The 25773-nt window shown below is 65.9% G+C and carries 26 protein-coding genes; 17 read left to right on the top strand and 9 right to left on the bottom strand.

Annotation, left to right across the window (positions count from 1 at the left end; translation table 11 throughout):
* Window positions 1-31 precede the first annotated feature (31 nt).
* The 11 genes from BM282_RS00825 to argF all read left to right on the top strand — a co-directional run bounded on the left by BM282_RS00825 (window position 32) and on the right by argF (window position 11443).
* On the top strand, window positions 32-517 hold the full coding sequence (locus BM282_RS00825) for a cation:proton antiporter regulatory subunit (RefSeq protein WP_089875859.1): 486 nt from the start codon (window positions 32-34) through the stop codon (window positions 515-517).
* Window positions 517-1719 (top strand): cation:proton antiporter, encoded by a 1203-nt coding sequence (locus BM282_RS00820; RefSeq protein ID WP_089875858.1) that lies wholly within the window; start codon window positions 517-519, stop codon window positions 1717-1719. Before BM282_RS00825 ends, BM282_RS00820 begins: the two co-directional genes overlap by 1 nt.
* Before the next feature lie 519 nt (window positions 1720-2238).
* On the top strand, window positions 2239-3480 hold the full coding sequence (locus BM282_RS00815) for an argininosuccinate synthase (protein WP_089875856.1): 1242 nt from the start codon (window positions 2239-2241) through the stop codon (window positions 3478-3480).
* Between the two features lie 3 nt (window positions 3481-3483).
* Complete coding sequence (gene argH, locus BM282_RS00810; RefSeq protein ID WP_089875854.1) at window positions 3484-4947, top strand: argininosuccinate lyase; 1464 nt, start codon at window positions 3484-3486, stop codon at window positions 4945-4947.
* Window positions 4948-5186: 239 nt separating this feature from the next.
* Window positions 5187-5366, top strand: coding sequence for a lysine biosynthesis protein LysW (lysW, locus tag BM282_RS00805; protein ID WP_089875852.1), 180 nt, complete (start codon window positions 5187-5189; stop codon window positions 5364-5366).
* A 1-nt stretch (window position 5367) separates the two neighbouring features.
* Window positions 5368-6243, top strand: a complete 876-nt coding sequence (lysX, locus tag BM282_RS00800) for a lysine biosynthesis protein LysX (RefSeq protein WP_089875850.1) — start codon at window positions 5368-5370, stop codon at window positions 6241-6243.
* A complete protein-coding gene (gene argC / locus BM282_RS00795; RefSeq protein WP_089875848.1) occupies window positions 6240-7295 on the top strand; it encodes an N-acetyl-gamma-glutamyl-phosphate reductase in 1056 nt (351 codons plus the stop codon). Before lysX ends, argC begins: the two co-directional genes overlap by 4 nt.
* 72 nt (window positions 7296-7367) lie before the next feature.
* On the top strand, window positions 7368-8306 hold the full coding sequence (locus tag BM282_RS00790) for an acetylglutamate/acetylaminoadipate kinase (RefSeq protein WP_089875846.1): 939 nt from the start codon (window positions 7368-7370) through the stop codon (window positions 8304-8306).
* Window positions 8303-9439, top strand: coding sequence for an aspartate aminotransferase family protein (locus tag BM282_RS00785; protein WP_089875843.1), 1137 nt, complete (start codon window positions 8303-8305; stop codon window positions 9437-9439). Before BM282_RS00790 ends, BM282_RS00785 begins: the two co-directional genes overlap by 4 nt.
* Before the next feature lie 38 nt (window positions 9440-9477).
* On the top strand, window positions 9478-10530 hold the full coding sequence (locus BM282_RS00780; RefSeq protein WP_245758301.1) for a [LysW]-lysine hydrolase: 1053 nt from the start codon (window positions 9478-9480) through the stop codon (window positions 10528-10530).
* 13 nt (window positions 10531-10543) lie between these two features.
* Entirely contained in the window at window positions 10544-11443 is a 900-nt protein-coding gene (argF, locus tag BM282_RS00775) for an ornithine carbamoyltransferase (RefSeq protein ID WP_089875840.1), read from the top strand.
* Window positions 11444-11503: 60 nt separating this feature from the next.
* Here argF and BM282_RS00770 read toward each other — a convergent pair whose 3' ends face one another.
* From BM282_RS00770 to BM282_RS00755, 4 genes are all read right to left on the bottom strand, one after another.
* Complete coding sequence (locus BM282_RS00770) at window positions 11504-11986, bottom strand: hypothetical protein (protein ID WP_089875839.1); 483 nt, start codon at window positions 11984-11986, stop codon at window positions 11504-11506.
* Between the two features lie 193 nt (window positions 11987-12179).
* Complete coding sequence (locus BM282_RS00765) at window positions 12180-12644, bottom strand: histidine kinase (protein ID WP_089875837.1); 465 nt, start codon at window positions 12642-12644, stop codon at window positions 12180-12182.
* A 155-nt stretch (window positions 12645-12799) separates the two neighbouring features.
* Window positions 12800-13309, bottom strand: a complete 510-nt coding sequence (locus BM282_RS00760) for a histidine kinase (RefSeq protein WP_394327778.1) — start codon at window positions 13307-13309, stop codon at window positions 12800-12802.
* A 90-nt stretch (window positions 13310-13399) separates the two neighbouring features.
* A complete protein-coding gene (locus tag BM282_RS00755) occupies window positions 13400-14332 on the bottom strand; it encodes a mechanosensitive ion channel family protein (RefSeq protein WP_089875835.1) in 933 nt (310 codons plus the stop codon).
* A 137-nt stretch (window positions 14333-14469) separates the two neighbouring features.
* Between BM282_RS00755 and BM282_RS00750 the strand changes: the two genes are divergently transcribed.
* Together BM282_RS00750 and BM282_RS00745 are read left to right on the top strand one after the other, a co-directional pair.
* On the top strand, window positions 14470-16626 hold the full coding sequence (locus BM282_RS00750; RefSeq protein ID WP_089877278.1) for an ATP-dependent DNA helicase: 2157 nt from the start codon (window positions 14470-14472) through the stop codon (window positions 16624-16626).
* Window positions 16627-16710: 84 nt separating this feature from the next.
* The gene (locus tag BM282_RS00745; protein WP_089875833.1) at window positions 16711-18069 is read left to right on the top strand and encodes a cytochrome P450; all 1359 of its coding nucleotides are present in this window, start codon (window positions 16711-16713) and stop codon (window positions 18067-18069) included.
* Window positions 18070-18128: 59 nt separating this feature from the next.
* On the opposite strand, the gene BM282_RS00740 is transcribed toward BM282_RS00745, so the two are convergent.
* Entirely contained in the window at window positions 18129-18641 is a 513-nt protein-coding gene (locus BM282_RS00740) for a 2'-5' RNA ligase family protein (protein ID WP_089875831.1), read from the bottom strand.
* A 56-nt stretch (window positions 18642-18697) separates the two neighbouring features.
* Window positions 18698-18895, bottom strand: coding sequence for a DUF7554 family protein (locus tag BM282_RS00735; protein WP_089875829.1), 198 nt, complete (start codon window positions 18893-18895; stop codon window positions 18698-18700).
* Window positions 18896-18992: 97 nt separating this feature from the next.
* On the opposite strand from BM282_RS00735, the gene BM282_RS00730 reads away from it, so the two are divergent.
* Window positions 18993-20126, top strand: coding sequence for an SPFH domain-containing protein (locus BM282_RS00730; protein WP_089875827.1), 1134 nt, complete (start codon window positions 18993-18995; stop codon window positions 20124-20126).
* A gap of 77 nt (window positions 20127-20203) precedes the next feature.
* Complete coding sequence (locus BM282_RS18330; RefSeq protein WP_175501324.1) at window positions 20204-20365, top strand: hypothetical protein; 162 nt, start codon at window positions 20204-20206, stop codon at window positions 20363-20365.
* A gap of 106 nt (window positions 20366-20471) precedes the next feature.
* On the opposite strand, the gene BM282_RS00725 is transcribed toward BM282_RS18330, so the two are convergent.
* Together BM282_RS00725 and BM282_RS00720 are read right to left on the bottom strand one after the other, a co-directional pair.
* A complete protein-coding gene (locus BM282_RS00725) occupies window positions 20472-21560 on the bottom strand; it encodes a sulfite exporter TauE/SafE family protein (protein ID WP_089875825.1) in 1089 nt (362 codons plus the stop codon).
* A gap of 262 nt (window positions 21561-21822) precedes the next feature.
* The gene (locus BM282_RS00720) at window positions 21823-22206 is read right to left on the bottom strand and encodes an NUDIX hydrolase (protein WP_089875823.1); all 384 of its coding nucleotides are present in this window, start codon (window positions 22204-22206) and stop codon (window positions 21823-21825) included.
* A 147-nt stretch (window positions 22207-22353) separates the two neighbouring features.
* Here BM282_RS00720 and BM282_RS00715 point away from each other — a divergent pair, with 147 nt between their 5' ends.
* Window positions 22354-22962, top strand: a complete 609-nt coding sequence (locus BM282_RS00715; protein WP_089875821.1) for a DUF3426 domain-containing protein — start codon at window positions 22354-22356, stop codon at window positions 22960-22962.
* A 130-nt stretch (window positions 22963-23092) separates the two neighbouring features.
* On the opposite strand, the gene uvrB is transcribed toward BM282_RS00715, so the two are convergent.
* On the bottom strand, window positions 23093-25195 hold the full coding sequence (uvrB, locus tag BM282_RS00710; RefSeq protein ID WP_089875819.1) for an excinuclease ABC subunit UvrB: 2103 nt from the start codon (window positions 25193-25195) through the stop codon (window positions 23093-23095).
* A 132-nt stretch (window positions 25196-25327) separates the two neighbouring features.
* On the opposite strand from uvrB, the gene BM282_RS00705 reads away from it, so the two are divergent.
* Window positions 25328-25600: a DUF7553 family protein gene (locus BM282_RS00705; RefSeq protein ID WP_089875817.1), complete on the top strand. Its 273-nt coding sequence runs from the start codon at window positions 25328-25330 to the stop codon at window positions 25598-25600.
* Window positions 25601-25773 lie beyond the last annotated feature (173 nt).

The following is a 25773-nucleotide window of genomic DNA, read 5'->3' as shown; positions in this document are numbered from 1 at the left end:
GTTTTTATCCGGTGCCGACCAACGCGGGTGTATGACTGTCTACGAGAGCGACCTTCCGGGCGTCGGCAAAAAGCACGAGGTCGACCTCGGCGATGGCTCTCGCCTCGTCATCGTGACGCACAACAGCGGCAAGCGCGAGGTGTTCCGTCGCGCGGACGCCGACAGCGACTCCGAGAAACTGTTCGAACTCTCCGACAAACTCGCACGGCAGGTCGGCACGCTGTTGGAAGGAGCGTACTTCCAACCCGTCCAGACGGACTCGATAGAGACGCTGTTGGGCGAGAACACGATGCTGGAGTGGGTCGAAGTCGGAGCGAACTCGCCCGTCGCCGGGAAGACGTTGGCCGAGTCCGACCTCCGGCAGGCCACGGGTGCGTCCGTCATCGCCATCGAACGCGACGACGAGGTCATCCCGTCGCCGGGCGGTAACGCGACCATCGAGGCGGGCGATACGCTCGTCGTGGTCGGGTCGTCCGACGCGTGCCGAGACGCACTCTCGACGATACGCGGCGACTGATGGCCGGAGAACTCCTCGAACTCGGTCAACTGTTCGTCGTCCTCGCCCTGACCGGAGCCATCGCGCTCCGTCTCGGTCTGTCGGTCATCCCCCTGTACGTCGTCGGCGGCGTCCTCGCGGGGCCGTACGTCGCGGGTCGACTCGGACTGCCGTACGTCGCCGACGGCGAAGTCGTGACGCTGTTCGCGGAGGTGGGTATCGTCCTCCTCCTGTTCTTCCTCGGCTTGGAGTTCAGCCTGGACCGCCTCCTGACGTCGCGCACGCGAATCACGCGGTCGGGTCTCTTCGACCTCGCGGTGAACCTGCCCATCGGTATCGCCATCGGCCTCCTCCTCGGGTGGTCGGTCGTCGAATCGCTCCTGCTGGGCGGCATCGTCTACATCTCCTCCAGCGCCATCATCACGAAGTCGCTCATCGACCTCGGATGGATCGCGAACCCCGAGGCCGAACCGGTGTTGGGGACGCTCGTGTTCGAGGACCTGTTCATCGCCGTCTACCTCGCCGTCGTCACCTCACTCGTCCTCGGCGGCGACGGACTCGGAAGCCTCGCGCAGTCGCTGGCTATCGCGTTCGGCTTCCTCGGCGTCCTCCTCCTCGCCGTCCAGTACGGGTCGCGCTTCTTCGCCGGGATACTGGACGTCCCCGGTCAGGAGGCGTTCGTCCTGCGGACGCTGGCCGTCGTCGTCCCCGTCTCGGGCGTCGCACTCGCACTCGGCGTGAGCGAGGCCGTCGCGGCGTTCTTCGTCGGGATGGGCTTCGCGACGAGCGGACACCGAGAGAAGATAGAGCGTCTCCTCGCGCCCCTCCGCGACGTGTTCGGCGCGGTGTTCTTCTTCTGGATCGGCGTCGGCACCGACCCGACGCTCCTCGCCGCCGCCGCCGTCCCCCTCGTCCTCGCCGTCGCCCTGACGACGCCCGCGAAGATGCTCTCGGGCTACCTCGGCGGCCGCGTCTACGACCTCTCGAAGCGCCGGTCGCTCCGCGTCGGCGTCGGGATGGTCCCCCGCGGCGAGTTCTCCTTGGTCATCGCCGCCCTCGCGGCGAACGGGGCGACGACGGTGATGCAGGAGGTCATCCCGGCGTTCGCCGTCGGCTACGTCCTCGTCATGAGCAGTCTCGGAACGGTGTTGATGGAGCAGTCGGGGACGCTCGAACGACTCGTGTTCCGCGACGAGGACGCCTCCGAATCGACGGGCGGGTGACGCCGTCGCCGCGGGGACGGCCGTTACGCACTTGTTCGTGGCTCCGTGAACGTCGGGTGCGATGACACTGCTGGAACTCGCACTCCTCGGTCTCGTCGCACTGCTCGTCCTCGGAATCGTGCTGGCCCTCTTCGACACCGAGACGGTGTTGGAGTTGGCGCTGGAGGCGGCCGACTGACGGGGCGAGCGGGTCGGCAATCGTTGCAGACCCGAAAACGCTTAATACGACGTACCCGCACAGAAGCAGTGATGACGCGGTTCCCAGCGGTCGCCGTCTGCGACACCCCGGGAGCCGCGCGTCTCGACGCCTCGGCGTCCGAGACGGACGGTTCTTTCTCCGCGCGCCCCGACGGCGTGCGACGACCGCGACGACCGGCCCTCTAGGGCCTACTACACACTACACTTCGACGGTTTATCGGAAAACTCGAAAGCGCTCAGCACCCGTATAGGCATCCCTACCCTTTAATTTCGCAACTTAACACCGTGTAATTTATCAACCCCGAACGACCAGAAGCAGGTATGACAAGCGTGGCACTCGCGTTCAGTGGCGGTCTCGACACGACGGTCTGCGTCTCACTGCTGAAAGAAGAGTACGGATACGACGACGTCGTCGGCGTCACCGTCGACGTCGGCCAACCGGAGTCGGAGTTCGAGGAGGCGAAGGCGACGGCGGAGGCGCACGGCCTCGACATCCACGTCGTGGACGCGAAAGACGAGTTCGCGGACCTCTGTTTCGACTCGGTCCGCGCGAACGCGACCTACCAGGGTTACCCCCTCGGGACGGCGCTCGCCCGCCCGGTCATCGCGAACGCAATCCTCGACGTCGCGAAGGAAGAGGGCTGTGACGCCCTCGCGCACGGGTGTACCGGGAAGGGGAACGACCAACTCCGCTTCGAGGTCATCTGGCGCGCCTCCGACCTCGACGTCGTCGCCCCCGTCCGCGAGATGGGTCTCACCCGCGAGTGGGAGAAGCAGTACGCCGAGGAGAAGGGCCTGCCCGTCCAAGCCGGTAACGACGGTGTCTGGTCCATCGACACGAACCTCTGGAGTCGTTCCATCGAGGGCGGCCAACTCGAAGACCCGAGCTACATCCCGCCCGAGGACATCTACGAGTGGACCGAGACGCCGCAGGGCGAGACGGGCACCGTCGAAATCGCGTTCGAGAACGGCTACCCCGTCGCCGTCGACGGCGAGGAGATGGAACCCGCCGACCTCATCGAACACCTGAACGAGGTCGCGGGCGCGTACGGGGTCGGCCGCACGGACATGATGGAAGACCGCATGCTCGGGCTGAAGGTGCGTGAGAACTACGAGCACCCCGCGGCGACGACGCTTCTCACCGCGCACGAGGGCCTCGAACAACTCGTCCTCACCAAAGAGGAGCGCGACTTCAAAGAGCAGATAGACCAGCAGTGGGCCAACAAGGGCTATCAGGGTCTCGTCGACGCCCCGTTCGTGAAGGCCCTCGAAGGCTTCATCGACGAGACGCAGACGCGCGTGACCGGAACGGTGACCGTGAAGTTCGACGGCGGCCGCACGCGCCCCGTCGCCCGCGAGTCCGACTACGCCGTCTACTCCGAGGAGGCCGCCTCCTTCAACACGAAGACGGTCGGCGGAATCACCCAGGAGGACGCCACCGGCGTCGCGAAGTACCACGGCTTCCAGTCCCGCCTCGCCAACGCCGCCGTCGCGAAGGCGACGAAGGACAAGCCCGAACTCGCCACCGACGGTGGCGACGAGAAAGCCGAGACGGACGAGTAGACGATGAGCGAGGAGGGAGACGAGAGCGTCGTCCGCCGCGACCGGTTCAGCGGCGGCCCCGCCCGCGCGTTCATGTCGAGCCTCGCGGCCGACCGGCGCATCTTCGCCGCCGACGTGGCGGTGGACCGCGCGCACGTCGTGATGCTCGACGAGCAGGACATCGTCGAGAGCGACACCGCGAGCGAGATTCTGTCCGCCCTCGACGCGGTGGAAGCCGACGGGCACGGCGCCCTCCCGGAGGGTGAAGACGTCCACGAGGCCATCGAAACGGCCGTCGTCGGCCGCGTCGGCCCCGACGGCGGGAAGATGCACACCGCCCGCAGTCGCAACGACGAGGTGGCGACCTGTATCCGCTACCGCCTGCGCGAGGACCTGTTCGCGGCCATCGAGGCGACGCTCGCCCTCCGCGAAGCGCTCGTCGAAGTCGCGAAGGCGGAGACTGAGACGGTGATGCCCGGCTACACCCACCTGCAACCCGCCCAGCCCACCACCGTCGCGCACTTCCTGCTCTCGTACGAGGCGGCGTTCGCCCGCGACACCGCGCGTCTCGTGGACGCCTACGACCACACGAACCAGTCACCCCTCGGGGCGGCGGCGTTCGCGGGCACGCCGTTCGACGTGGACCGCGAGCGAACCGCCGAACTGCTCGGCTTCGACGGCGTCCTCCGCAACTCGATGGACGCCTCCTCCGCGCGCGACTTCCTCCTCGAATCGGTGTCGGCGCTCGCGACGCACGCGACGACGCTGTCGGGACTCGCCGAGGACCTCGTCATCTTCGCGAACAAGGGCTACGTCGACCTCTCTGACGACTACTCCTCGACGTCCTCTATCATGCCGCAGAAGGTGAACCCCGACACGCTCGAACTCGTTCGCGCCACGGCGGGCGACGCCGCGTCGGGACTCTCCGGCCTCCTGACGACGCTGAAGGGACTCCCGCGCGCGTACAATCGCGACCTGCAACGCGCGACGCCGCACGCGTGGGACACCGTCGACGCGGTGTCGGAGGCGACGGCCGTCGTCGCCGGCGCGGTGTCGGAGGCGACGTGGCCCGCGGAGACGCTCGAATCGGCCGCCGCGGACGGCTTCTCGACGGCCACGGGCGTCGCGGACGCGTTGGCGATGGCCGGACTGCCGTTCCGGACGGCGCACGAAGTCGTCGCCGCGGCGGCCGAACGCGCGGGCGACGGGACGCCGGACCTCGCAACACTTGACGCATCCGCGGAGGACGTATTAGATGCGTCCCTGTTCGAATACGTGAGCCGTGCAGACGTGGAACGCGCGCTCGACCCAGTCGACAGCGTCGCGAGTCGCGACTCCGCCGGCGGACCCGCCCCGGCGGCCGTCGCGGCCCAACTCGACGAGGCGACGGCGGAACTCGACGCCCACCGCACGGCGCTCGCAGAGCGTCGAGACGCACTCGACGCGGCGGCCGAGGAACTGACGACAGAGGTGAACACCCGTGTCTGAGACGACAACCACCGACCGGACTGCCGCACAGCGCATCGACACGACGCCGCTTCGACCAGTGCCGCGACCGCCGCGACGACCGTCCCCGTCCGGGGACATCTAACATATGAAATCAGACGTCGATTTCACACGGCAGGCTCGTTCGACCTTCTAACCCCACTGAGACCCTTCTCTGTACGTTTAATTCATCTGATAAGTTCGATGGGTTTAAGTCTCTCCCTCGCCCAGCGGAGAGTACGATGGCAGACACCATTACCGCAGAAGACCCGCTGACCGGCGAAGAGATCGAACTCCCTGCCGACGTCGAAGTCGGCGAAATCGTGGACAGTCCCGCGACAGGGGCGGAACTCGAAGTCGTCTCCGTCGACCCCCTCGTCTTGGAGGAAGCACCCGAACTCGAAGAGGACTGGGGCGAGTAAGATGAACGTTGGACTGCTCTACTCCCGGATACGCAGAGACGAGAAGCTCCTCCTCTCGGAGCTTCGCGAGCGTGGCCACGAAGTGACGAAGATAGACGTACGGAAAGAGCAGTTCGACATCTCGGAACCGCCGGCGATACTCGACGACGTGGACGTGGTCTTAGACCGCTGTCTCGCGACGAGTCGCAGCCTGTACGCCACCCAGTTCCTGGACGCCTACGGCATCCCCGTCGTCAACTCCGCGGAGACGGCGGACGTCTGCGCGGACAAGGCGAAGAACAGTCTCGCGCTGGCGAAGGCGGGCGTGCCCACGCCCAACACGGAGGTGGCGTTCACCACCGACAGCGCCATGGAATCCATCGAGAAGTTCGGCTACCCCTGCGTCCTCAAACCCGTCGTCGGGTCGTGGGGTCGCCTGATGGCGAAGATAGACTCGCCGTCGGCCGCCGAAGCCATCCTCGAACACAAGGCCACGCTCGGTCACTACCAGCACAAGGTGTTCTACGTGCAGGAGTTCGTGGAGAAACCCGGCCGCGACATCCGCGTCCTCGCCGTCGACGGCGAACCCGTTGCGGCGATGACTCGCTCCTCGGAGCACTGGCTGACGAACGCCGCGAAAGGCGCGGAGGCGACGGAGTTCGAGTTGGACGACCGCGCGAAAGAACTCGTAAAGCAGGCCTCCGACGCCGTCGGCGGCGGCCTGCTGGGTGTGGACCTCATGGAGACGGGAGAAGATTACACCGTCCACGAGGTCAACCACACCGTCGAGTTCAAGGCGCTGAACGACGCCGTGGACGTGGACGTCCCCGCGGCGGTCGTCGATTGGTTGGAAGCGAAAGTCGAGAGTGACTCGCAGTTGGCAGAGGCGGCCGTATGACAGGAGACACGGACCCCGAGTACACGGCGGCCGTCGTCGGCGGAACCGGGTTCACCGGCGGCGAACTCCTCCGTCTGCTCTACCAGCACCCCGACTTCGACGTGGTACAGGCGACGAGTCGTTCGAAAGAGCGCAAGACCGTCGGCCACGTCCACCCGAACCTCCGCGAGATGGACCTCCGTTTCACCTCGCCCGAGGACCTCGAATCCGTGGACGTGCTGTTCGCGGCGACGCCGCACGGCGTCTCGATGGAACACGTCGAGGAGTTTCAGGACGCCGCGGACACCGTCGTCGACCTCTCGGCGGACTTCCGCCTCGACACCGAAGCACAGTACGACGAGTGGTACGACGGGCACGTCTGCCCCGAGTATCTGGAGAAAGCCGAGTACGCACTGCCCGAAATAAACCGCGAGAACCTCGCCGGTGCGTCGCTCATCGCCTCGGGCGGGTGCAACGCGACGGCGACCATCCTCGGACTCAAACCGCTGTTCGACGCCGACGTCCTCTCCGGCGACGAACAGGTCGTCGTCGACGTGAAAGTCGGCTCCTCGGAGGGCGGCGCGGGCGGCGGCGACGCCTCCAGCCACCCCGAGCGCTCGGGTATCGTCCGTCCGTACGCACCCATCGGGCACCGTCACGAGGCCGAGATAGAGCAGTTCCTCGGTATCTCCGTCTCCTTTACCGTCCACGCAGTAGACATGGTCCGCGGCGCGAGTGCGACCTGTCACGTCTTCCCCGAGTCGGCCGTCTCGAAGAGCGACCTCTGGAAGGCCTACCGTGGCACGTACGCCGACGAACCGTTCGTCCGCACCGTCGCGGGCGGCGGCGGCGTCTACCGCTACCCCGAACCGAAGGCCGTGGCCGGGACGAACATGGCGGAAGTCGGCTTCGAACTCGACCCCTCGAACCGCCGCGTCGTCGTCTTCTCGGCCATCGACAACATGATGAAAGGCTCCGCCGGACAGGCCGTCCACGCCGCGAACGTCGCCCTCGGACTGGAGGAGACGGCCGGACTGGAGTTCACCGGTCTCCACCCGGTGGGCGCACCGTAGTCGACGAACCGACCGCGACTGACCACCCTCGACCGCACCACCCCCGAACCGTTTCACACGACACGATACACGATGACACACTACACCCGCGACGAACTGGCCGCGTTACACGACGAACTGGTCGACAACGACCCCACGCTCCGCGCCGACGGCGGCACCGTTCCGGCGGACGACCCGCCGGTCGTGGTCAAAGTCGGCGGCGCGCGAGCGGTGGACCCGGCCGGTGCCGTCGAAGACGTGTCGCACCTCGTCGCGAACGGCCGCGACGTGGTGGTCGTCCACGGCGGGTCGACGGCGGTGGACGACACGCTCGAAGCGCTCGGCGAGGAACCGAACTACGTCGAGACACCCTCGGGCGTCGTCGGACGCTTCACCGACGAGCGCACCATGGAGGTGTTCTCGATGGTGATGCCCGGCAAACTCAACACGGACCTCGTCGTCACCCTGCGCGAGGCGGGCGTGGACGCCCTCGGCCTCTCCGGCGTCGACGGCGGCCTCCTGACCGGCCCACGCAAGTCGGCCGTCCGCGTGGTCGAAGACGGGAAGAAGAAAATCAAACGCGGCGACCACTCGGGGAAGATAACCGACGTGAACGCCGGTCTGTTGGAGACGCTCCTCGGCGACGGCTACGTGCCCGTCGTCACCGTCCCGATGCTCGCGGACGACGGCGTCGCCGTCAACGCGGACGCGGACCGCGCGGCGGCGGCCGTCGCGGGCGCACTCGGCGCGGAACTCGTCGTCCTCACCGACGTCTCGGGCGTCTACGAGAATCCCGACGACGAGGCGACGCTCATCGACTCCGTGACGACCGGTGCGGAGTTCGAGGCGCTGGAGTCGGCGGCTGAAGGCTTCATGACGAAGAAGGTCATGGCGGCGAAGGAAGCGCTCACCGGCGGTGCCTCGAAGGTAATCGTCGCGGACGCGAACGTGAACAGCCCCATCGTGGAGGCGCTCAACGGGGGCGGAACGCACGTGCACGCCGCCGCCCTCGCGGAGGAGGTGGACGCATGAGCGGCTTCGTCTTCTCGGAGAAGCCCATCCAGATCGAGTCGGGCGAGGGCGCATACCTCTACGGCGCCGACGGCACCGAGTATCTCGACTTCGGGGCGTCGTACGCCGTCGCCGCCCTCGGTCACTCGCACCCCGCCGTGACGGAGGCCGTCCAGAAGCAAGCGGAGAAGCTGACGTACGTGCAGGCCTCCTACCCCGTCGACGTGCGGACCGAGTTGTACGAGAAGTTGGCCGCCGTCGCCCCCGGCGGACTGGAGAACGTCTGGCTCTGTAACTCCGGGACGGAGGCGAACGAGGCGGCAATGAAGTTCGCACGCTCGGCGACGGGGCGTTCGAAGATAGTCGCCACCAAGCGCGGCTTCCACGGCCGGACGATGGGCGCGCTGGCGATGACGTGGAAACAGAAGTACAAGAAGCCGTTCGAACCGCTCGCGGGCGACGTGGAGTTCGTCACCTACGGCGACGCGGAGGAACTCGCGGAGGCGGTGGACGAGGAGACGGCGGCCGTCTTCCTCGAACCGGTGCAGGGCGAGGGCGGCATCCACCCCGCGACGACGGACTACCTCCGGACGGCGCGCGAACTGACCGAAGAGGCGGGTGCGGCGCTGGCGTTCGACGAGATTCAGACCGGCGTCGGCCGAACCGGCACCCTGTGGGCCTGCGAGCAGTCGGGCGTCACGCCGGACGTCCTTACCACCGCGAAAGGTATCGCCAACGGCCTCCCCCTCGGCGCGACGCTGGTGGCCGACTGGATAGCCGAGGACCCCGGCAACCACGGGTCGACGTTCAGCGGCGGCCCCGTCGTCTGTGCGGCGGCGAACGCCACGCTCGACACCATCGTCGACGAGGACGTGCCGAGTCACGCCGCGAGCGTGGGCGAGTACCTGCAGTCGGAGATAGAGACGGCCGCAGAGGAGCACGACTTGCCCGTCCGCGAGGTGCGCGGACAGGGCCTCATGCTCGGGATTCAGGTGAAACGGGGCGCGAACCGCGTCCTGAAGAACCTCGCCATCTCCGAGCAGGTGTTGGCACTCCCCGCCGGTCGGACCGTCGTGCGCCTGTTGCCGCCGCTGACCATCACGGAGGACCACGCCGACCAGTTCGTCGACTCGTTCGTGGAGGTGCTCGGATGAGCGTCGACACGGCGGACGAGACGGAGGAAGCGGAGACGATGACGTTCGACGTGCAGTCGGGACTGACGGAGGGGCTGACCGACGCGCAGACGCTCCTCGCGGACCTCGTCTCGACGCCCTCCGTCTCCGGCGACGAGGCGGCCGCCGCGGAGCGTCTGAAGGCGTTCTTCGAGGCGCACGACCGCGAGGTGTGGATAGACGAGGTGGGCAACGTTCGCGCGCCCGCCGACGACTCCGTCCTCCTGACCTCGCACATCGACACCGTCCCCGGCGACGTGCCGGTGAAAGTCGAAGACGGCGTCTTGTGGGGGCGCGGGAGCGTCGACGCCACCGGTCCGCTCGCGTCGATGGCCGTCGCCGCCGTCCGCACGGGCGTCTCGTTCGTCGGCGTCGTCGAGGAGGAGACCACCTCGAAGGGCGCGTGGCATCTCGTCGAGAACAGGGCGGAACCCGACGCGGTCATCAACGGCGAACCCTCCGGGTGGGACGGAATCACGCTCGGCTATCGGGGCATTCTCTCGGGGACGTACGTCGCGACGAGCGAACTGGGTCACTCCTCGCGCCCGGAGAACAACGCCATCCAGTCGGCCGTCGACTGGTGGTCGCGCGTCGCCGACTTCTTCGACGTCGACGAGGAGGACGGCGTCTTCGACACGGTGACGACGAAACCCGTCACCTTCGAGGGCGGCCCGACGGCCGACGGACTGGCCGTCGAAGCCACCGTCGACGTGCAGTTCCGCGTCCCGCCGCGCCTCACCATCGAGGACGTCCAAGAGGTCGCCGAGGGCGAACTCGTCGAGGGGAGCGTCCACTGGGAGCGTCCCATCCCGCCCGTGATGACGAGTCCCCGCACGGAAGTCGCGCGAGCGTTCCGCGTCGCCATCCGGCAAGCCGACGGCGACCCCCGACTGCTCAGAAAGACCGGGACGAGCGACATGAACATCTTCGCCGGCGAGTGGGACTGCCCCATGGCGACGTACGGCCCCGGCGACTCGGACTTAGACCACGCGCCGAACGAACACCTCGACTTGGCGGAGTACGACGCCGCCGTCGACGTACTGACGAGCGTCTGCGAGACGCTCACGGAGTGACGAGCTAGAGCCCATGCTGGAGACCACACACTTTCTCGACATCGACGACCTACAGACCGACGAACTGCACCAGGTGCTGGACCGCGCCGCGGCCATCAAATCCGGCGCGGACGACGCCCGGCTCGAAGACCAGACGCTCGGGATGGTGTTCGAGAAACCGAGCACGCGCACCCGAATCTCCTTCGAGACGGGGATGACGCAACTCGGCGGCCACGCCATCTTCCTCGGCCCCGAGGACATCCACCTCGGCCACGGCGAACCGCTGTCGGACACCTCGCGCGTCCTCTCGCGGTACGTCGACGTGGTGATGACTCGCCTGTTCGACCACGGCGACTTGGTGGAGATAGCGGAGTACGCGGACGTCCCCGTCGTCAACGGGTTGACCGACGACGCGCACCCGTGTCAGACGCTCGCGGACCTGTTGACCATCCGCGAGGCGTTCGGCGGGTTCGACGGCGTGCGGGCGGCGTGGGTCGGCGACGGCAACAACGTCGGCCAGTCGTTCGTCCTCGGGTGTGCGATGGCCGGACTGGACCTCACCGTCGCCACGCCGGAGGAGTACGGCATCGACGACGACGTGTTGGACCACGCCGCCGAGTACGACGGCGAACCCGAAATCGTGGAGACGCCCGAGGAGGCCGTCGCGGACGCCGACGTCGTCTACACCGACGTGTGGATTTCGATGGGCCAAGAGGGCAAGCGCCACGAGAAACTCGCGGCGTTCGAGGGCTACCAGGTGAACGAGAAACTGCTCTCAGGCACCGACGCGAAGGTGATGCACTGCCTGCCCGCCCACCGCGGCGAGGAGATAAGTCACGACGTGCTGGAGTCCGACCGCGCGCTGGTGTGGGACCAAGCCGAGAACCGTCTGCACGCGCAGAAGGGACTACTGGTCGAACTGCTGGACGAGTAGCGCGTTCGGGGCGGCCGCCGACCGAGTCGTCTCGGCGCGAACGGACGCGACCGGTGCGGTTCAGTTCTCGTCGTCCGCCTCCGCGTCGTCGTGCTCCGACTCCGTCGTCTCCGCGTCGTCGTTCTCTGCGTCCGTCGCCTCGTCCGGTGCACCGCTCTCTGCGTCCGGTATCTCGTCCAGACTGTCGTCCGTCCCCAGTGCGGCGCTTCCGTCCGAATCGGTCGCCGCCTCGGAGGAGTCTTCGACCGACGACTGGACCTCGTCCACGTCGACGGACGTCTCCAACTCGTCTTCGTCGATGACGTCTTCGAGCGTCTCGCGGTCGCTCACCGAGTCGAGTCCGTCCTCCTCGACCGCGTCGCGTATCGCCTCCGCGTCGATTGCCGAGGTGACGTCGCCGGACTTCGTCGCGGACCGCACCGCGCGTCGCACCGCGACGTACCCCGCGAGTGCGAGGCCGCCCGTGGCGACTGCGCCGGGGACGCCGTACCGTTTGTAGCCGAACTTTGCAGCCTTCTTTCCGAGCGCGTAGGCACCGAACATAGACCACAGCTTGCGGCGTGAGACGGAAGAGGCTGTTTGCGTCTCGAAGCCGACTGTAGCCGGAGGCGACCGGTTCACGGCCACAGTCGAGACGCGACGACGCACGCTCGAACGGCGCGCTATCGACACGCTCTCGACGAAGCGTCCGGAAAAATCGGAGTCGTGGCGCGAACGCGCCGAGTGCTCGCGCGTCTCAGAACTGTCCGCGGACGGCCGGGTACGCGAGTCCGACGACGGCGCCGTAGACGACGTGGCCGACGAGGCTCGTCGTGCTGATGTTCGGGAGCGGCGGGTTCGCGGGCGACCCGACGGCCGAGAGCCAGACGGGCATGACGAAGACGGCGAGAACGAGCCACAACGCCGCGCCGTAAGCGATACCCAATCCGAGGCTCTTGCCCGTCGAGAGCGTCCCGAGTGCGCCCGCGACGGCGGCGAAGCCGACGCCGAGTACCGCGCCGTGGGCGACGTGGATGGTGAAGCCGGCGAGGCCGCCGCTGAGGAAGTACATCGACGGAATCGCCACTTCGAGCACCGGGCGCATCTGCATCACCATTAGCGCGCCCATCACGATACCTCCGAGGACACCGGCGACGACACCGCCCTGCCAGTCACCGGTCGCCGTCGAGTCAACCGTCTGCGTGGCCGTTTCTGTTGCCATGGGAGTTCATAGCGCAGACCAGCGATATAACGGCACTTCGGACGGGCAGACGCGCCGCACGGAGGAGGTAGCTTTAGGTGGAAAGAGAGCAAATGTTGCTGGTTATTTGACACTAGTCAGCGGTCGTGACTATCGGGAAAAACGGCCGTCGGCGCTCACTCGGCGTCGGACATCGTCCCGCGGCGGCGGAGCATCGGGTACGCCGCGCCGAGGACGAGGCCGTAGATGACGTGGCCGACGAGGCTCGTCGTGCTGATGTTCGGGAGTCCGGGCGCGCCCGCGAACCCGACGGCGGAGAGCCAGACGGGCATCACGAGCACCGCGAGGACGACCCAGACGGCGACGCCGTAGGCGGCGCCGGCGGCCGTCGACCGGCCCAGCGTCTCGGCGAGTTCGGGCCGCGCGCGCAGGAGGGCCGCGAACGCGACGCCGATGACCGCACCGTGTGAGAGGTGGATGAACGTCCCCGCCGCACCGCCCGTCAGGCCGTACATCGCGGGGATGGCGTTCGTCAGCACGCCCGGCGAGACGAGAACCATCAGCGCACCGAACGCGATTGCGCCGAGGATTCCTCCTGCGACTCCCGCCTGCCAACTCTCTACCTCCTGCATCATCTCGGGTTGTTCCTCGGTCGCTACTCCCCCGGCCGTCGCCCTCGTGGACATAGCGCGTCTAGTAGGCGTCCGGCGAGCAAAACCTTCGCCCGGTCGTGTCACGGATGCGCACGAGACGTCCCGGGAGTTCGGAAACGAGCCTCAGTCGTCGGTCGACTGCGCCTGCGACTGCGACTCTGTGACCGTCGCCGTCGTCTCCACTTCGCCCGTGAGTTGGCGGTAGGGGTACGGCATGTCGATAGTCTCGGCGTCGAGACGCTCTTTGACCGCCTGCACGAAGTCCGAGCGAATCTTCACGAAGTCCGCGCGGGACGGGTCGGCGATCCAGAAGCGCGACTGCAGGCCGACGTAGGAGTCGGCGAGTTCGGTGACGCGCACGTCCGGTGCGGGGTCGGCGAGGATGTCGTCGTTGCGTTCGGCTTCCTCGACGATGACCGACTTCGCGTGGTCGATGTCGTCGTCGTAGCCGATGCCGAAGACGAACTTCTGGCGGAGTTTGTCGAACGCGACGGGGTTCTTCACGGCGTTGTTCGCGAGTTCGCCGTTCGGGACGGTGATGCGTTCGTTGTCGAACGTCTTGATGCGCGAGACGCGCAGGTCGATGTCCTCCACGCGTCCCGACATGTCGTTCCACTCGATCCAGTCGCCCACCTCGAAGGGCTTGTCTTTCAGGATGAACACGCCGGCGACGAAGTTACCCAGCAGGTCCTGGGCGGCGAATCCGATAGCGAGTGCGAGGGCACCGCCCAGCGTCGCGAAGGCGGCGATGACGCTCCCGAATCCGGCGACGGTGAACGCGACGGCGAGCGCCAGAATCAACGCGAGTGCGCCGAGGACGTTGTCCGCGAGGCTGCGAACCGTCTCGTCGTAGCCACGCTCTTTCAGGAGACGTTTAGCGAGGGGGACGAGAACGATACGGCCGATAGCCCAAACGACGACGAACGCGAGGACGAACGCGATAACCTTGCCGACGAGTTCGCCGTACTGCGCGAGGAGTTCGGGAATCGAGTCGGGAATCGGGTCCGGTTGGTTCTGCTGCAGTAGAATCGACGCGACGCTCTCTTGAATAGCCATCTGTTGTGAGCATCGGTAGGTCCTGCCTTGTAAAACGGATTGTGGCCGCCCCGGGCACGAGAGAGAGAGTCGCAGGCAACCGGGACGTTATAACCGATGACGCGCAAGAACGCATCGTGGCTGAGACGAGCGGACACATGCGGTTCTTCCCGTACGACCGTCCCTACCCGAATCAGGGCGCGGCGATGGACGGCATCGCCGAGGCGCTGGACGACCAGCGTGACGTCCTCGTAGAGGGCGCGCCCGGGACGGGCAAGACGCTCTCCGCGTTGGTTCCCGCGATAGCGCACGCCAGACGAGAGGACAAGACGGTGGTCATCACGACGAACGTCCACCAGCAGATGCGGCAGTTCGTCGAAGACGCGCGCGCCATCACCCAGACAGAACCCATCCGCGCCGTCGTCTTCAAAGGGAAGTCGTCGATGTGTCACATCGACGTCGAGTATCAGGAGTGCCAGACGCTCCGCGACACGACGCGGAGTCTCGTCGAGAGAGAGGAGGACAGAGAGGAACTCGGCGAACAGGCCGAGGCACTCGTCGACCGGATGCGCGAGGGGCAACAGGGCGCGGCGGAGGCGCGAACCGCCGTCACCGACGAACTCGAACAGATTTCGGAGGAACTCGAAGACCTGCGGGAGGGGAACGTCTGCGAGTATTACTACAACAACCTCACCGAGAACACCGACGAGTTCTTCTCGTGGCTGTTCGACGACGTGCGGACGCCCGAGAACATCTACGAGTACGCCGACGAGCGGATGCTGTGCGGCTACGAACTGCTGAAAGAGGGGATGGAAGAGGTGGATTTGGTGGTCTGCAACTACCACCACCTGTTGGACCCGAACATCCGCGAGCAGTTCTTCCGGTGGCTGAATCGCGACCCGGACGACATCATCACCGTGTTCGACGAGGCGCACAACATCGAGTCCGCCGCCCGCGACCACGCGAGTCGGACGCTGACGGAGAACACGCTCGACCAGGCGCTGAACGAACTCGAAGACGCGGACGACTCGCGCGCCGACGCCGCCGAGAACGTCATCTCGGCGTTTCACTCCGCCCTTCGGGACACCTACGACGACGCCCTCGGCTTCGGCGAACGCGAACAGGTCGGCGAGGACTGGTACGACCTGCCCATCGCGAACCACGACAGGCGCGACGACCTGACGCTCACCTTCTTACAGCGGTACGAAGGGCGCGGAATCGGGACCGAAGTCGACCTGGCGCTCCAGTTGGGCAAGCGCCTCGACGACGAGTACGAGGAGGCGTACAAGAACGGCGAGACGACGAGCAGAAAGGAGTGTCAGACCTTACAGGCCGCCGAGTTCGTCGCCGCGTGGATGGCCGACGGCGGGAAGTTGGGCCAGCATCCGATGTGTTCGGTGCGGCGCGACGGCGGGACGGAGGAGGTGTACGGCCGCGCCGAGTTGTACACCTGCATCCCCAGAGAGGTGACCGAGACGCTGTTCGAGGAGGTGCACGCGAGCATCCTCATGTCGGCGACGCTCCGACCGTTCGACGTGACGGAGGACGTACTCGGTCTCTCGGACCCGGTGACGATGGCGTACGGACTGGAGTACCCCGAGGAGAACCGCCGGACGCTGGCCGTCCAGACGCCCGCGCTGTTCAGTTCGGAGCGCGAAGAACCGGCGACGCAAGAGCGACTGACGCAGGTGCTCGCGGACGCGTCGCGGTTCACGCCCGGGAACACGCTCGTGTTCTTCCCCTCCTACGCGGAGGCGAACCGCTATCACGAGCGTCTGCAGGGGCGGACGGAGGTGACGGACCGCCTCTACTTGGACGAGGCGGGCACGCCCACAGAGCAGATTCGCTCGAAGTTCGTCGGAAGCGACGGCGCGGTGCTTCTCACCTCGCTCTGGGGGACGCTCGCGGAGGGCGTGAGCTTCGACGGCGACGACGCGCGCACCGTCGTCGTCGTCGGCGTGCCGTATCCCCATCTCTCCGAACGCATGGAGGCGATTCAGGACGCCTACGACCGGGTGTACAGCGGTCGGCGCGAGGCGGGGTGGCGCTACGCTGTCGAGATTCCCACGATTCGAAAGACGCGGCAGGCGCTCGGCCGGGTCATCCGCTCGCCGGAGGACTTCGGCGTCCGCATCCTGGCCGACAAACGCTACACGCAGGCGAGTTCCGGGATGGGTAAGTACGGCGTCCGCTCGACGTTCCCGGCCGAAGAACGCGCGGAGATAATCGACGTGTCCACGGAGAAGTTGAAGTTCGCGATGCTGAACTTCTACGGCGACCACGACGCCTACGACGGGACGCCGCCCCGACCCTGAACGCGGAGTCCGCGTCGACGTGACGAATTGTCAGTTTCTAGTACATCCGAGTCGTTCATACGCGTCCAAGCTAAGTCGCTCTCAATGAGCATCCGCCCCCCGGGACCGAAGGGTGTGCCGTTGTTCGGGAACAGCAGACAGTACGCGAAGGACCCGTTCACGTTCCTGACGCAGGTGTCGGAGGCGTACGGCGACGTCGTCTACTTCGGCCTCGGCCCACTCGACACGTACATGCTCACCAACCCCGCGGACATCGAACGCGTGCTGGTGAGAGACGACGCGCGCTACCACAAACCCGACTTTCAGGACGACGCCATCGGCACCCTCCTCGGCGACGGCTTGCTCTTGAGCGAGAGCAAGACGTGGCGAAAGCAACGCGAACTGGCGCAACCGTCGTTCGACCCCAGACGAATCTCGTCGCTCGGCGAGGCGATGACGGACCACGCGACGTCGATGGTGGACGGGTGGAACGACGGCGAGGTGCGCGACGTCCAGTTGGAGATGGCCCGCGTCACGGTGAAGATAATCGTCGACGCGATGTTCGGAACCTCGCTCGACGACGAGCGAATCCGCGAGGTGCAGGAGAACCTCGAACCACTCGGCAAGCGCTTCGAACCCGACCCGATGCGCTTTCTCGTCCCCGACTGGGCACCGACGCGGGAGAACCGCGAGTACAAGCAGTCGATCGAACTGTTAGAGGGCGTCATCGACGACGTGGTGGCCGAGCGACTGGGGACCGAAGACGACCCCGCCGCGTCGGTGGCGGACACCGACGGCGTGCCGATGGACCTCCTCTCGGTCCTGCTTCGTGCGAAGAACCGGGGCGAACAGACCGACCAGCAGATACGCGACGAGATGATGACGATGCTGTTGGCGGGCCACGACACCACCGCGTTGACGCTGACGTACACGTGGTACCTCCTCTCTCAGCACCCGGAGGCGGAGGCGAAGGTACACGAGGAACTGGACGCCGTGTGCGGCGGCGCGACGCCCACCGTGGCCGACGTCCGCCGGTTCGACTACGTGGAGCGAGTGATTCAGGAGGCGATGCGACTCTACCCGCCGGTGTACGTCATCTTCCGCGAACCGCAGGTGGACGTGCGCCTCGGCGGCTATCGCATCCCGGCGGGGTCGGCCATCATGCTCCCGCAGTGGGTGGTCCACCGGTCGCCGCGGTGGTACGACGACCCCGAGTCGTTCGACCCGGACCGGTGGCTTCCGGAACGCCGGGCGGAGCGGCCGCGATTCGCCTACTTCCCGTTCGGCGGCGGCCCTCGCCACTGCATCGGCAAGCAGTTCTCGATGATGGAGGCGCAACTCATCCTCGCCACCGTGGCGCAGGAGTACGAACTCGAATACGTCCGCGAGGACCCGTTCGAACTCCGAGGGTCGCTGACGATGCACCCGCAGGAACCGATGGGGATGCGTCTGCACCGTCGATGACGGTGGGGCGAACGAACGCTCTCGGAGAACAGTGAGACGGCGATAGAACGACGACGGGCCTACCGAATCGGGATGCGAGCGGCGTTCTCTCGGTAGCGAGAATCCCACACACCGACTTCGTCGACGGTCCAGCGCACCTCGTCGACGGCCCGTTCGCGGAGCGTTTCAGCGTCGGCGACGCTCCCGCCGCGAGCGAGGGTGACGTGCGGCGTGTACTCCGACCCTTCGAGTCCGGCGACCGTTCCGAACGACTCGCAGAGTCGGTCGTGGAGGTCGTAGAGTCCGGGACTCTTCACCGTCAGGTAGACGACGGGGCCCGGTCCGCGAGTCGGTCGCTCGAAGAAGTCGATGCCGTCGACGCGAATCTCGAACGGTTCGACGCCGCGGAGCGTCTCGCGGAGTCGTTCGCGGAGGTGCGGGAGCGAGTCGGCGTCGGGGTCGAGCGACGTGTCGAACCGTTTGACCACGAGGCTGTGTCGCTCGCGGACCCGGTCGAACGGCGTGAGTTCGGGGTGGAGGTCGGCCGCGAGTCTCCGCACTCGACCGTGGACGGGGACGTTGAGGCTGAACACGCCCGACCCTCGGGTGGGACGGGAGAAAAACCGTCGGATTCGGCGTCGCCGACGTGTCAGATGCGGTCGAGAAGCCAGAGGACGATGAGGGCGACGACGGCGATTCCGAGGAGCGGTCGAAGCGGACCGAGGAGGTCCGCGAGGATGCCGAGGACGCCGCCGACGATTTCGAGCGCCAACCATACCACGACGAGGACGAGGACGAGTCGCAAGAGGTCCTCTACGTCCAGTTTTCCGCGCGTGTTCGGGAACACGACGGTCAGGTCTGCTCGCGACAGTAAGTTTGTTGTGGAGTCGGAACCGCCGCGGCGGCGGCGAGAGGTTTAGTGTCACCGGTGCTAAGAGAAGACTATGGCCAACCTATTTCGCGAACTCGGTCGCCTCTCGGCGAGTGGCCCGCCGGACTGGGTCGTCACCGCGTTCGGCCTCGTCTTCGGACTGCTGGTCACCCTCGCCGTCGTCGGGTTCGACCCAGTCACCCTCGTCGGCGTCCTCCTCGCCGTCCTCCTCGTCGCGACGGTGTTGAGCACCGTCGAGATAGTCAACGCCTACGAGAAACGTCCGCTGACCGTGTTCGGTGAGTACCGCAAACTGCTCGAACCGGGCCTGAACCTCGTTCCCCCGTTCGTCTCGAAGACGTACCCGTTCGACATGCGGACGCAGACGATGAACGTCCCCTCGCAAGAGGCCATCACCGAGGACAACTCGCCCGTCACCGCCGACGCCGTCGTCTACATCCGCGTGCGAGATGCCAAGAAAGCGTTCCTCGAAGTGGACGACTACCGAACCGCCGTCTCCTTCCTCGCGCAGACGTCGCTTCGCGCCGTCATCGGGGACATGGAACTAGACGAGACGCTGTCCCGACGCGACGAGATAAACCGCCGCATCCACAGCCAACTCGACGAACCGACGAGCGAATGGGGCGTCGAAGTCGAGTCCGTCGAAGTGAGCGAGGTGAAACCCTCCGCGGGCGTGGAGAACGCGATGGAGCAACAGACCGCCGCCGAGCGTCGCCGTCGGGCGATGATTCTGGAAGCGCAGGGGGAACGACGCTCCGCCGTCGAGAGAGCGGAGGGAGAAAAGCAGTCGAACATCATCCGCGCGCAGGGCGAGAAGCAGAGCCAGATTCTCGAAGCGCAGGGCGACGCCATCTCCACCGTCCTCCGCGCGAAGTCCGCCGAGTCGATGGGCGAACGCGCCATCGTCGACAAGGGGTTGGAGACGCTGCGACGCATCGGCGACTCGCCGTCGACGAAGTACGTCCTCCCGCAGGAACTCACGAGTCTCCTCGGACGGTACGGCCGCCAACTCTCGGACTCCGACGTGCAGGAGTCGGCAGCGTTGGAGAGTCGCGACTTCGACGCGGAGACGCGCGAACTGCTCGGACTCGACGACGTGGACGAGATAGTCGCCGACGTGGAGAACCTCGTCGACGGCGACGCGACGGACGGCGAGGCGAAAAGAGAGACACTTCGAGAGACCTGACTCCGGCGTCGTCCGACTCCGCGTCACTCCGTCGCGAGTGCCCAACGTTTATGAACAATCGTGTATGAAAGAGACGTATGAGCCACCAGCGCGAGTCACAGAAGCCACAGGGTGCGCCGGTACCGCGTCCGAGCGTCGACGAGTCGGGCGTCCTCGCGCGACTGCGCCGACACGTACGGACGTGGCCGAAGCGGTACGTCGAGATGCGAACGGGACGATTCGACCCGGACACCGAGTGACGGCGGACCGGCAGGCGGTCCGTACAGCGTTCTGAGTGCCGAGGAGTCGAGAACGAAGAGGTGTATCGCCGTCGACGAAGACGGCGACTTCGACGGGACGTGACCGTCAGAAGGCGTTCCCGGCGGCCATGAGGAACAGCGCCACCGAGATGATGCCGAACAGGACGCCGACGAAGTTCTTGATGGTGGTCGTGTCCAGCGCGTTCGAGACGTACGGCGCGATTTGACCGCCGATGACCGTCGCGGGGACGGTGAAGACGACCATGTTCCACGGCGTCGTCGCCAGACTGAGCGAGTGTCCACCGACCAGTCCACCGCCGAACACGTGGACGAGGGAGGCGAGGACGGCGGTCAGGGCGACGACGATGTGGTTCGTCCCGATGGCGATGCGGACGGGAACTTTCGTTCCGAGCATCGAGATGATGCCCAGTTCTCCGACGCCGAACCCGGCGAGACCCTGGAACAGGCCGCCGACGCTGTAGTTACCGAAGCGACGGAGGTAGCCACCGCGCGTGTACCTGTAGTCGTCACCCTCTCGGTCGACGCGCGTGACGGTGCCGTCGTCGTCGGTACGGACGCCCGCGGGGCCGAGTTTGTCGGCGTCGTTCGGGAGGTTTCGGTCTACGGTACCGCCGTCGGCGACGGCGCTCGAGTCGTCACTACTCTCCTGTCCGCCGTGGTCCAGGTCGATTCTGAACAGCAGGTACGCCGCCGCGATGAGCGCCAGTCCGAGAAGCGAGTGGAACACCACTTCGGGGATGACGAACGACAGCAGTGCGCCCGCGACGACGAACGGCACCGCGCCGCCGACGAGCGTCAGGGCGAGTCGTCGGTCCACGAGTCCGTACTGGATGAACGCGATAGAGGAACTCGACAGGCCGAACGCCTCGCTTATGAGTCCGACCTTGACGATGGTCTCCGGTTGGAGCGGTTGGGCGAACAGCGGGAAGATGAAGATGAGGAACGGAACGAACAGCGCGGACCCGCTGATACCGACGGTGTTGACGATAGTCGCCCCCAGGAGGAACGCCGGGAACAGCCACCAGAACTCCAGCCAGTAGTCGACGCCGACGTCGCCGCCGGTCGGTGCGGCGAGGAGCACCGTCGCGACGAACACGACGGGTGCGAGCATGACGAACAGATGTTGATGCTTCAGGAACGTCTTCTGAATCGCGCTGGTAGTGTCAGTAGTCATTTGTATCAGAGTTCGAGTGCGCTCGCGTCCGTTCCTGTCGCGTGTGAGAGAACGAGTGCGTCGTAGCAGTGACACGTGCGAGGAGCCAAAACGTTCATTTAGGAGATACCCCCGGTGGGCAACCAGACGTGACGGTCGAGTTCGGCGCTGTCGTCCGCGACTCTGCGAACCATCGTGGCCCGGCAGTAACGACGAGTCCGTAAAAAATCTTGAGATTGCAGTGAGCGTTAGAGACCTAGTGCCAAACCGAGAGCGGGCCTCGTCAGCGGTCCGTTTCCGAGTCGGTGACGAGCGTCCGTTCGTTCTCGTACGTGAGTCTGTCACGGGCCTCGGCCGGTGTGAGCCACACTCGCCGGTCTATCTCCGGACCCGGTTCGAAGGGTCGTTCGCGGACCAGTCGCATCCGCCAGAAGAAGGCGGCTTTCGGCCCGGCGTCGGTGTCGTACTGGTGTCGCCCCAGATACCCTCCGAGTTCGACGTCGCAGCGAGTCTCTTCTGTCACCTCGCGGAGCGCCGTCTCGGGGAGCGACTCGCCGGACTCAACTTTCCCCTTCGGAAGCACCCAGTCGTCGTACCGGGGGCGGTGCAGCACACAGAGACGCCCGTCGGAGCGCACGAGTATTCCCCCGGCGGCGAAGACGACCATCTCTCGCCGAGACGCGACGGACCGAGGTAACCGTTACCTCGTGTCGCGGTAACACGTGTTAAATTCAAGAAGTAGAACTATTATTCAACAAATTTGCCACCGAATTTAACTATGTCACGGCGCTACGATAGTTTGTTCAGCTAAACGATGTTCCGACGAAAATTCATCAAAGCGACAGGTGCGACGATAGTTGGCAGCGCGCTCGCGGGTTGTTCCGGCAGTTCCAGCGGCAGCACGGAGACCACGGGCGAGTCGACGACCGAAGCCGGTGCGACCACCGAAGCGGGCACCGAGACGTCGGCGGAGACGGGAACCGAAGAGGGAGCACTCGGCGACCTCGACGGCGAATGGCTCGACGACGAGGGACCCGAGGGTCTCGAAGTCACGAGTCACCAGACGTACGAGACGGACGGCGAAGTCGGACTGGAAGGCGTCGTCGCCAACCAGGGCGAAGTCGCCTACGAGTCGGTGCAGGTCGAAGTCACCCTGCAGGACGACCAGGGCGAACTCCTCTACGAGTTCATCGACGAGACCGAACAGGAAGCGACGACGACGCTCGAACCCGGCGCAGAGTGGGAGTTCAACGTCGTCTTCGAGGAAGCGCAGATGAACGAAGTGGCTAACTACACCATCGAACTCGACGGCGACGCCGCGCAGTCGGCCGACGACGAAGCGGTCGGTAACGAGTCGGCCTCGAACGAGACGACGATGAACGAGTCCACCAGCAACGAGACGACGACGACCGAGAGTTCCTAACGGCGTTCGGCGCTTCTTTTTCGCGCGGTCGGAGGTGACGGTCACGCGATGGCGACAGCAGAGTGACGCCGCCGCCGACAGCACAGTGACGCCGTCGACGACATCACACCGACGACGACGACGACCCGCCTCAGAACTCGTCCGGCGGGGTCAGACCGTCGTCTTCGTCGTCGAGTGGGTCCGCCTCGGGTTCGACGACGCCCTCCTCGTCGAACACGTCGAACTCCCGTCGGATGTCTCGAATCCGGTCGCGGATGTCGGCGGCGAGTTCGAACTCCAAGTTCTCCGCGGCCTCCTCCATTCGGCCTTCGAGATACTCGATCTGTTCTTTGGCCTCCTCCTCGTCCGCCGGTTGGTCCGACGAAGAGCGAGACGTGCTCGACTCGCTCCCGGGGAGGTTGGTCTCGCCGACGGCTTTCTCGATGGTCGTCGGTTCGTAGCCGTGTTCCTCGTTGAACTCGGTCTGAATCTCGCGGCGACGCTGGGTCTCTTCGATGGCCGACGCCATGGAGTCGGTCGTCTCGTCGGCGTAGAGGACGACTTCGCCCTCGACGTTACGGGCGGCCCGGCCCATCGTCTGGATGAGCGTCGTCGCAGACCGGAGGAAGCCCTCTTGGTCGGCGTCGAGGATGGCGACGAGCGATACTTCGGGGATGTCCAGACCCTCGCGGAGGAGGTTGATGCCGACGAGCACGTCGATGTGACCCAGACGCAGGTCGCGGATGAGTTCGTGGCGCTCTAAGGTGTCGGTCTCGTCGTGCATGTACGCCACCGAGACGCCCGCCTCTTCGAGGTACTCGGTCAGATCCTCGGCCATCCGCTTCGTCAGCGTCGTCACGAGCGTCCGTTCGTCGCGGTCGATGCGTCGGTCGATGCGGTCCATCAGGTCGTCCACCTGCCCCGTCGCCTCCGAAATCTCGACCTTCGGGTCGACGAGGTGCGTGGGACGAACGATCTGTTCTGCTATCCGCTCTGAGTGTTCGCGTTCGTAGTCGCCCGGGGTCGCGGAGACGTACAGCATCTTGTCGGTCTTCTCCTCGAACTCCTCGAACGTGAGCGGGCGGTTGTCGTACGCCGTCGGCAGGCGGAACCCGTTCTCTACGAGCGAGTCCTTCCGCGCTTTGTCGCCCGCGAACTGCCCGCGGACCTGCGGGAGCGTCTGGTGGGACTCGTCTACGACGGTGAGGAAGTCGTCGGGGAAGTAATCGAGGAGGGTGTACGGCGGGTCGCCGGACTCGCGGTTCGACATGTGGACCGAGTAGTTCTCGATACCCGAACAGTAGCCCGTCTCCTGTAGCATCTCGATGTCGAACGTCGTCCGCTCTTCGATTCGCTGGGCGGCGACGAGGTCACCCTGTCGCTCGAAGTAGCGCACGCGGTCCTCCATCAGTTCCTCTATCTCGGAGACGGCCTGCGTCAACTGGTCTTCGGGGATGGAGTAGTGCTCTGCGGGGTGAATCAGCACCGCCGGTTCGGTGGATTTGACCTCGCCCTGCAGGGGGTCGAGTTTCTGCATGCGGTCTATCTCGTCCCCCCAGAACTCGATGCGGACGGCGTAGCGGCCGTACATCGGGAACACCTCGACGGTGTCGCCGCGGACGCGGAACGTGCCCTGTTGGAAGTCCACGTCGTTGCGTTCGTAGTTCAGGTCGACGAGTCTGCCCAGCAAGTCGTCGCGGTCCATCCGGTCGCCCACCTCCACGCGGAGGGCCATGTCGGTGTAGTTCGAGGGGTCACCGAGACCGTAGATGGCCGAGACGGAGGCAACGACGATGACGTCGTCGCGGGTGAGAAGCGACCGGGTGGCCGAGTGACGCAGGCGGTCTATCTCCTCGTTTATCGACATGTCCTTGTCGATGTAGGTGTCGGTCTGTTCGAGGTACGCCTCCGGTTGGTAGTAGTCGTAGTAGGAGACGAAGTACTCCACCGCGTTGTCGGGAAAGAGGTTCTTGAACTCCTCGTACAACTGCGCGGCGAGCGTCTTGTTGTGGGCGATGACCAGCGTGGGTTTCTGTATCTCCTCTATCGTCCAGGCGACGGTGTTGGTCTTGCCGGAACCGGTGACGCCGAGGAGCGTCTGTCGCCGCATCCCCTCCTCGAATCCGCTCGCCAACTGTTCGATGGCCTCCGGTTGGTCGCCGGCGGGGTCGAACGGCGCGTCGACGCGGAACTCGCGGTCAACTTCGGGGTGGTCCGGCGTCAGGGCACCGCCGGAACCGGACGTGTCACTCATCGTCCTCGCTTGGGGACAGACGTACTTGAGGCGGTCGGTCGTCCAGATTTCTCGTCCCGGCCGGCGTCACGAGTCGGCGCGAACGTTGCTCTCGGGCGAAGCGTTTTGCCGAGAGGCGATGTCTGAGACGGTATGACACGAGAGTTACTCGCGGCGGCGAGCGACGACCTGAACGCGGCGGCGGACGCCAGCGACGACGACGGGGTACGGGACCGACTCGCGGAGCAAGCCGACGCCCTGTCGAAACTGGCCGACGCCGAACGCGGCCCCGACCACGGCCGACTCGACCGACACATGAACATCCTCGCCGAGATAGCCGAGACCACCGAGGGCGACGTGAGCGAACGCGTCACCGCCGCCCGCGACAAGGTGTTCGAGTACCGCAAGGGCGTCGAAGGCGTCTGACAATCGTTGACGAACCCCTTCGTTTCGAGTGGAGAATGAGAACGATTTGCAGAATCTGACCGGTAGCGGGGTGGAGGAGAACGTCGAGAGCGGAGGAGAAGCCGAGGCGGTGGCGGTAGCGGATGCGGTGGCGGTAGCGGATGCGGTGGCGGTAGCGGATGCGGTGGCGGTAG

The sequence above is a fragment of the Halogeometricum limi genome, assembly GCF_900115785.1.
Classification (GTDB): Archaea; Halobacteriota; Halobacteria; order Halobacteriales; family Haloferacaceae; genus Halogeometricum; species Halogeometricum limi.
The sequence above is the reverse complement of the archived record's forward strand: the minus strand, read 5'-3'. Positions and strand labels throughout refer to the sequence as shown.

Bases quoted from the DNA above. Each gene is read 5' to 3' on its own strand.
- BM282_RS00720 (WP_089875823.1), bottom strand. From the start codon at position 22,206: ATGGTCGTCTTCGCCGCCGGGGGAATACTCGTGCGCTCCGACGGGCGT.
- uvrB (WP_089875819.1), bottom strand. From the start codon at position 25,195: ATGAGTGACACGTCCGGTTCCGGCGGTGCCCTGACGCCGGACCACCCC.
- BM282_RS00770 (WP_089875839.1), bottom strand. From the start codon at position 11,986: ATGTTCGGTGCCTACGCGCTCGGAAAGAAGGCTGCAAAGTTCGGCTAC.
- BM282_RS00780 (WP_245758301.1), top strand. From the start codon at position 9,478: ATGACGTTCGACGTGCAGTCGGGACTGACGGAGGGGCTGACCGACGCG.
- BM282_RS00755 (WP_089875835.1), bottom strand. From the start codon at position 14,332: ATGGCTATTCAAGAGAGCGTCGCGTCGATTCTACTGCAGCAGAACCAA.
- argF (WP_089875840.1), top strand. From the start codon at position 10,544: ATGCTGGAGACCACACACTTTCTCGACATCGACGACCTACAGACCGAC.
- BM282_RS00760 (WP_394327778.1), bottom strand. From the start codon at position 13,309: ATGTCCACGAGGGCGACGGCCGGGGGAGTAGCGACCGAGGAACAACCC.
- BM282_RS00715 (WP_089875821.1), top strand. From the start codon at position 22,354: ATGTTCCGACGAAAATTCATCAAAGCGACAGGTGCGACGATAGTTGGC.
- BM282_RS00730 (WP_089875827.1), top strand. From the start codon at position 18,993: ATGGCCAACCTATTTCGCGAACTCGGTCGCCTCTCGGCGAGTGGCCCG.
- BM282_RS00745 (WP_089875833.1), top strand. From the start codon at position 16,711: ATGAGCATCCGCCCCCCGGGACCGAAGGGTGTGCCGTTGTTCGGGAAC.
- BM282_RS00765 (WP_089875837.1), bottom strand. From the start codon at position 12,644: ATGGCAACAGAAACGGCCACGCAGACGGTTGACTCGACGGCGACCGGT.
- lysX (WP_089875850.1), top strand. From the start codon at position 5,368: ATGAACGTTGGACTGCTCTACTCCCGGATACGCAGAGACGAGAAGCTC.
- BM282_RS00825 (WP_089875859.1), top strand. From the start codon at position 32: ATGACTGTCTACGAGAGCGACCTTCCGGGCGTCGGCAAAAAGCACGAG.
- argC (WP_089875848.1), top strand. From the start codon at position 6,240: ATGACAGGAGACACGGACCCCGAGTACACGGCGGCCGTCGTCGGCGGA.
- BM282_RS00705 (WP_089875817.1), top strand. From the start codon at position 25,328: ATGACACGAGAGTTACTCGCGGCGGCGAGCGACGACCTGAACGCGGCG.
- BM282_RS00790 (WP_089875846.1), top strand. From the start codon at position 7,368: ATGACACACTACACCCGCGACGAACTGGCCGCGTTACACGACGAACTG.
- BM282_RS00725 (WP_089875825.1), bottom strand. From the start codon at position 21,560: ATGACTACTGACACTACCAGCGCGATTCAGAAGACGTTCCTGAAGCAT.
- argH (WP_089875854.1), top strand. From the start codon at position 3,484: ATGAGCGAGGAGGGAGACGAGAGCGTCGTCCGCCGCGACCGGTTCAGC.
- BM282_RS00785 (WP_089875843.1), top strand. From the start codon at position 8,303: ATGAGCGGCTTCGTCTTCTCGGAGAAGCCCATCCAGATCGAGTCGGGC.
- lysW (WP_089875852.1), top strand. From the start codon at position 5,187: ATGGCAGACACCATTACCGCAGAAGACCCGCTGACCGGCGAAGAGATC.
- BM282_RS00820 (WP_089875858.1), top strand. From the start codon at position 517: ATGGCCGGAGAACTCCTCGAACTCGGTCAACTGTTCGTCGTCCTCGCC.
- BM282_RS00750 (WP_089877278.1), top strand. From the start codon at position 14,470: ATGCGGTTCTTCCCGTACGACCGTCCCTACCCGAATCAGGGCGCGGCG.
- BM282_RS18330 (WP_175501324.1), top strand. From the start codon at position 20,204: ATGAGCCACCAGCGCGAGTCACAGAAGCCACAGGGTGCGCCGGTACCG.
- BM282_RS00815 (WP_089875856.1), top strand. From the start codon at position 2,239: ATGACAAGCGTGGCACTCGCGTTCAGTGGCGGTCTCGACACGACGGTC.